Origin of the sequence: Okeania sp. SIO2F4 (assembly GCF_010672385.1) — a bacterium.
Lineage (GTDB): Bacteria > Cyanobacteriota > Cyanobacteriia > Cyanobacteriales > Microcoleaceae > Trichodesmium.
In genome coordinates, this window is the sequence record NZ_JAAHGT010000573.1 from 1 (window position 1) to 6,224 (window position 6,224).

A 6,224-nucleotide genomic window follows, 5' to 3' on the forward strand; every position below is an offset into this window, starting at 1 on the left:
TCCCGATCTTGGCAATTAGCTATCAGCTTAAGTAAAAACTATTGGCTCACTTTTATTAATGTACTATAGCAATTCCCAAAAAGCGTGAGGTACAAAATTCTTTGGTTTTAGGGAACAGGGAACAGAGAACAGGGAACAGGCGACAGGGAATAGGGAGTAGTAATTCTCATTCCGTAGGAATAGATAAAGAAGAAAAACAACTGTACCTCATTAGTTTGGGAAACGCTATAACACTTTTTTATAGTGCTATCAAACCTCCCATATAATACCTTTTTTCGGGAGATATAGCAAACTTTTTGAGTTTTGTATTGCTAGCCTTTTAAGTAAACTGCTATAATAATTTCAAAGGTAATATCGGGAAAACTATTATTTGTAAGCATTCAGATGAGTGAACGTAATAACTTGACTTCGGTTAGCTGATAACCTTTTTATTTCCTGCGGAATGTTCGTAAACATAACTTTTAATTCTCCTTAGAGACTAATTCCTCTTTCCCAGATAATGAATTAATAATTCATAGCTGATAGCTGATAGCTGATAGCTGACCGCTTACAATTATTCTATGAAACCTGCCTAAATCTTTAACTTTCAAATTAATATGAATCCAATAACCAAACTACCAGAAAAATCCTCTGATTTATCGCCAACTGCTGATTTACCAAAAAGCTTACCAGACCATACTCAACTTCCCGACAAGGATAATAACTTTGTGAAAAATTTTCAAGAACCCCCAGAAGGAGACTTATTAACTCATTCTATTACTCCTATTTTGCAACAAATTCATCCCGATCGCCAATACTGTATCGGTCGAGATAGTGGCATTTATTGGCGCTTAACTGAATCCCCAGAACCACTAGAAAAAGGTTCTGTAGCTCCTGATTGGTTTTATATACCGAATGTGCCACAAAAATTAAATGGTCAGTTACGTCGTTCCTATGTTTTATGGAAGGAATTTGTTGCCCCTTTAATTGTATTGGAATTTGTTTCTGGAGATGGATTAGAAGAAAGAGACAAAACACCAGGAACAGGTAAATTTTGGGTTTATGAACAAGCAATTCGCGTACCTTTTTATGGTATTTATGAAGTTCAAAAAGGAACCATCGAAGTATATAATTTGGTCAATGGTCGCTATCAACAAATGATACCAAATGAGCACGAGCGTTATCCCATAGAACCTTTAGGCGTAGAATTGGGTATTTGGGAAGGCGAATATCAAAGCCAAGTCTGGCCTTGGTTACGTTGGTGGGATGCTCAAGGAAATCTTTTGTTGACAGGAGATGAACTTGCAGGACAAGAACGTCAACGTGCAGAACAAGAACGTCAACGTGCCGATCGCTTGGCAGAGCAATTAAAAGCTTTGGGTGTGGAACCGGAATTATAATATCAACAGGACTTACGCAGAGCCAACATATATAGTAGGGGCGAATGCCATTCGCCCTCTAGGGATAGGGTATTTTCTCAGGATTTGCGTAAGTCCCGATCAAATCCGGTTAAATACTTACAGGATTTACGCACTACCGTTATATATAGCCTATAATTTGGTCATAATTCTAGATATAGCCACTATAATTGGTGCCGTTGCGTAAGTCCTGTTAATAAATAACAAGATGTATCAGTGATATGAGTTTTTCATAGTTTGTTGGCTAAATCTTCAATAACTTCCTTGCAACGCTCTCCTTGCTCTTTACTGACTTGAATACTTTGTCGATATACTTCATATTTTCTTTGATCTGGGATTTCATTTAAAGGCAATCCTTGATTTGCAGCTACAACTCCTGCACTATTAAAGTCTCTCAATTCAAATACATACTGCTTCTGAAATTCGTCAAAATCTAGAGGCTCAGATCCGTAGTAGTTGCTAAATCTAGCCGGAGCTTTTTTGTATTCACGATGCATTGCAGTTGCTGTTTCTTCAGATAAGGCTTTGAATGCATTTGCAGCTCCTACTCTTTGAGTAAACCTATTTCCAAGAAGAAGGTGTATTATTGGTCTTCTCATCTTATTTTTGTCTAATCTAGCTGAAAAGGCGTAATTACCATAAACTGGATGAACGTTTCCTGACCCATAAATAAGATTGAATAAAGCTGATATAGCTACTCTGGAGGAATCATCTGCATTGATGGGTATAATCAACTTTTCCGTTCTACTAAACTTACCCAAACTTACCCAAGAGGGTTTTGGAGCTAGCTTCCTGTTTCACGCATATACCACTGACCGCAGTCTGCGTACGGACGTTGCATAAGGGCGTCCCTTCTTCTCCACAGGCTTAAAATCGCTTGGAACTCAAGCTACTGATTCACATAGTTTTTGAGGTTGATAGCGGCATTAAAGTCTCTGTCAGCCTCAAAACCACAGTTACTACATTCGTAAGTTCTCTTATGCAACGGCATTTTCTGTTGATGCCCACACTGAGAACATATCTGAGAACTTGGATAAAATCTAGGAGCTATCACTAACTGGCTTCCATAACACTCACACTTATATGATAACTGACGCTTAAACTCATAAAAACCACAGTCGGCTATCGCACTTGCCAGCTTATGATCTCTTGGTGCGCGTTCCGCAAGCGAGCTGTCGTCGTCGCGGGGTCGCACCGCTTTTTCAGCATTCCACTTACATTCAAGTTTTCTATCACTATGGTGCTGTGGTTTAAAGCTCGCCCATGTTGTTAGTTTATGTAGTGCATCTGCTCTAATATCTGCTACTTTCTTGTGCAATCTTGCTAGTTTTTTGATAGCTTTGGCTCTGTTTTTGGAGCCAAGCTCTTTTTTCTTGACGCGACGTTGATAACGACTTAATCGTTTTTTAGCTTGTTTGTAAGCTTTGACATTAGCGTAGGTTGTTCCATCACTACAAGTTGCTAGAGCGTTTATACCTACATCTACACCAATAATATCTCCTTGTTTAGCAGTAGGAGTTGGTCCCTCATCATATTTAAAACTTATATACCAATTACCCGCACGTTTTGAGATTATCACATTTTTAACTGGTACAGAAGGTAAGATTTCGTAAGTTTTTACTATTCCTATTCTGGGTAATTTTATATAGTTTCCTTTCAGGATTTTAATACTTCCTTGTAGATAGAAACTATCTTTTTTTCCTTTTTTCTAAATAATGGGAAATCCACGTTTAGGAATAGTCAAAAAGTTTTTAAATGCTCTGTCTAAATCTCTTAATGCTTCTTGAGGGGCACACTTTGATACTTCATAATACCAGGGTTTTTCACTTTTGACTTCAGCTACCAAACTATACATGTAAAGTGATAGCACTCAGTCGTTTTTGAGTTTCTTTGTATTCGGAAATACAAGTTGCTAGTCCCCAGTTATAGGCAGTCAGGAGCTACACCCGCGTGTTTGGCGAGTATGGTTTTTTGTTGATTATTGACTTTTAATTTAGTCTTGATTGATTGCATTTCAATTGAGGGGGCACATTTTTTCAGAGTTTAATAAGTTAGACATAAATCTAGTATATCACAGTAAATGTCTATTTATGTTAAATTTTGTCAAATTATTTTAATACTGTTTATAGCCCTCCTCCAAGAAGCATCATTGAAACATTAGCTTGGGGGCACATATCATACTGGGTTTTTGGCTGCATAGACAGTAGCAAGATGGAAACAGATAGTACTCTTCCCTACTCCACCTTTATTATTCCAAATAACATAACTTTTAGATTTCATTTTATTTTTAAAACTCACTGACTAAATTTTGACATAAATATAGCAATCAAGAATAATTTATGAGAAATTATTTTATTATCTATTTCCCATTTCCTTTTGCCTGTTCCTTTTTTTTCAAAAAAAGGTATCTCACAACTGATTCCTATATATAAAATACCACTCAACTATACTTCCTAACAAATCTGAAATATCACCCTGAGCATCAAGTCGTGGATCATCATAAACTATTAAGACTTCTAACTTAGAATGACGCGATAATTTTTGAACTATATTTAAATTTTGCCTTTGAGATTGCCACGGCTGTCGGCTCGCAACCTTTCAGACTTTTAACTTGTGCATAGCGCTATACTATTTAAAATGCAAACTCTTTGAAAAACTTGTATACTTACTAATTACCTGTTAATTCTGGCTCTATCAAAATCAAAATTAATCTGAAATTATGAGAATATACCTATATATTCTATCAGGAATTACATCCGCATTAATCGGTTGGAGCATCGGTCAATTTATCCTTAGCGATTTAGGCTGGTTACAAAAATTTCCCGAACTAGCATTATTTCCTTGCATTGCAATTTCTCTTGCAGTTGGCATAGTAGCCACAGATATATTTTTAAATAATCCCACTCGGTTTAAACGCAACTTCAGCAGAGGTATAATCCCCCTCAGTATTGCTGCCGGATTAGGATTTTTAATTGGCATTACTTCTGGAGGATTAATAGAAATATTACTCAATCCACAATTGCGAGATAAAGTCTTAACTATACCCGATGAATTTGTCAGAATAGTCGGCTGGATATTAATTGGCGGAGCAGTGGGTTTAGCTGAAGGTTTGACTTGGCGCTGGCGCAGTATAGAAGCAGGAGATAAACGCCGTTTTTGGCAACGACTTACTATTAGTTTAACTACCAGTATTTTGACTGCTTTAATTGCAGCTATTATCTTTGAATGGATACGACAAAAAATGGGAGGAATGCCCATAGCTTTAAAAGCTTGGGAAGACACAATAGGGTTTTCTTTATTGGGAGGTTTATTAGGTTTAGTATTGAGCTTTTCTACCTCTCCTAGTCATCTAGTTGCCCTTAGAGCTGGAGCGGGTTTTGAATATACTGAAAATGTCAATATTAGTCAAAACAAAACACCTAGTAATTATCCTCATATTCAAAAAGAATTATCACCAAGACTCAAATTTGTGAGTAATGAATTTACCGATAAAATTGAAGAAGGATTATCCATTCAATTACCTGCTAGAGGCAAAGTTAAAATAGGTTCGGCTCAGTTAAAAATTTTAGGTAGTCAACAATTTGGCGTCAATATTTGTATTCCTGGTTTGCCATTACATATTGCTGACTTAGACCTAGCACCTAGCCAAACAATTCTAGTACCTAATCTCAAATTTTTCTCTGAAATAGAATATCAAGGCGATCGCTTGACCGAAAGTACACCAATTCAACTCAAACATAACGACTTAATTACATTTCATGCGGAAAATGGTGTTTATAATGGTAAAAAATTATTCAGATTTGTCTACTACAATCGCTTCTTGGACCCGCAAGGTTAGTCTATCTTTATTAATAGTAAGTTTCTACATTAATCCTAGTTTTGCTAGAGTCAAAAATCTAGAAATTATTGAAGCTATTCCCGACCGGAATGAAGGAGAAGTTACGCTCCGCGTGAAAGTATACGACCCAAACAATAAACCAGTAAGAGGTCTGCAAAAAGATGACTTCAATTTAACAGTTTGTCCGCCGAAAGCCGACTCCCAAACTAGAGAATGTCAAACTTTAAATCAGGCAGATATTAATTTAAAAATTCCCCTACCTGAAGAATTACCTCCGGCTTGGGTAATTGTTTTATTAGATTTTAGTGGCAGTATGAAACAATTAGATAGTAGTGGAGAAAAAACTAAATTAGAAGGAGCGATCGCTGCTATTAGAAATTTCGATCGAGATTTAGCAGAAAAGGGCGAAAATACTAAAATTTCTATTGTTCCTTTTGGCAAAGGAGGTAAAAATTGTCCGGGAAACCAAGTCACGAAAAAAGAACTAGATAACTTTGTCTTAGCTGGCAATAAAAAAGTCGAACAAACTTTGAAAAAATTAGAGAGTAAACTAGATAATCTTTGTGCAGCGACGGATATTTATGAGCCTTTGCGCCAGGCAGTACAATTTTTTGGAAATCCCGAAGATACGCGTTTTAACCTACCAGCAAATTCTAATTTACCTCAGCCAAGACGTTCAATAATTTTACTTTCTGATGGCTATCATAGTATTTATGGAGAGAGAGAAAATGAACCAGAATTAGAAGCACAAGATTTTGAAAAACTTGTGTTTATCTTAAAAAGTTATCCTAATATTACTGTGCATACTTTAGGTTATGGTTTGACTCCCCAACAGTTACAGCAAAAATATGATTTGGAGCAACCTCCAACTATTAGAGATATTAGTCAAAGAGGCGGAAAAAAAAGTAATGACTCAGAGAGATTAAGCGAACTTGCCGCCGAAGAATTTGTTGACCAAAAGCGACTCCAACAAATAGCAGGAGTAACTA

At 36.5% G+C, this 6,224-nt stretch carries 7 protein-coding genes; 3 read left to right on the forward strand and 4 right to left on the reverse strand.

What is annotated here, in order from left to right; genetic code table 11:
- Window positions 1-596: 596 nt before the first annotated feature.
- A complete protein-coding gene (locus tag F6K22_RS27765; protein ID WP_293105539.1) occupies window positions 597-1,379 on the forward strand; it encodes a Uma2 family endonuclease in 783 nt (260 codons plus the stop codon).
- Window positions 1,380-1,627: 248 nt separating this feature from the next.
- On the opposite strand, the gene F6K22_RS27770 is transcribed toward F6K22_RS27765, so the two are convergent.
- The 4 genes from F6K22_RS27770 to F6K22_RS42520 all read right to left on the reverse strand — a co-directional run bounded on the left by F6K22_RS27770 (window position 1,628) and on the right by F6K22_RS42520 (window position 3,677).
- On the reverse strand, window positions 1,628-2,158 hold the full coding sequence (locus F6K22_RS27770; RefSeq protein ID WP_293105542.1) for a hypothetical protein: 531 nt from the start codon (window positions 2,156-2,158) through the stop codon (window positions 1,628-1,630).
- A 128-nt stretch (window positions 2,159-2,286) separates the two neighbouring features.
- Window positions 2,287-3,066 carry an RNA-guided endonuclease InsQ/TnpB family protein gene (locus tag F6K22_RS27775; RefSeq protein ID WP_363274578.1) on the reverse strand — a complete coding sequence of 260 codons (780 nt, stop codon included), beginning with the start codon at window positions 3,064-3,066 and terminating at the stop codon, window positions 2,287-2,289.
- 39 nt (window positions 3,067-3,105) lie between these two features.
- On the reverse strand, window positions 3,106-3,267 hold the full coding sequence (locus F6K22_RS27780) for a hypothetical protein (protein WP_293105545.1): 162 nt from the start codon (window positions 3,265-3,267) through the stop codon (window positions 3,106-3,108).
- 305 nt (window positions 3,268-3,572) lie between these two features.
- Complete coding sequence (locus F6K22_RS42520) at window positions 3,573-3,677, reverse strand: nucleotide-binding protein (RefSeq protein ID WP_363274575.1); 105 nt, start codon at window positions 3,675-3,677, stop codon at window positions 3,573-3,575.
- Between the two features lie 439 nt (window positions 3,678-4,116).
- On the opposite strand from F6K22_RS42520, the gene F6K22_RS27785 reads away from it, so the two are divergent.
- Window positions 4,117-5,235 carry a hypothetical protein gene (locus tag F6K22_RS27785; protein WP_293105547.1) on the forward strand — a complete coding sequence of 373 codons (1,119 nt, stop codon included), beginning with the start codon at window positions 4,117-4,119 and terminating at the stop codon, window positions 5,233-5,235.
- Window positions 5,198-6,224 (forward strand): vWA domain-containing protein (locus F6K22_RS27790; RefSeq protein ID WP_293105550.1); only part of this gene is annotated, 1,027 nt, incomplete at its 3' end. The genes F6K22_RS27785 and F6K22_RS27790, both read left to right, overlap by 38 nt.

Coding starts and splice junctions, on each gene's coding strand:
- F6K22_RS42520 (WP_363274575.1), bottom strand. CDS start 3,677: ATGAAATCTAAAAGTTATGTTATTTGGAATAATAAAGGTGGAGTAGGG.
- F6K22_RS27765 (WP_293105539.1), top strand. CDS start 597: ATGAATCCAATAACCAAACTACCAGAAAAATCCTCTGATTTATCGCCA.
- F6K22_RS27785 (WP_293105547.1), top strand. CDS start 4,117: ATGAGAATATACCTATATATTCTATCAGGAATTACATCCGCATTAATC.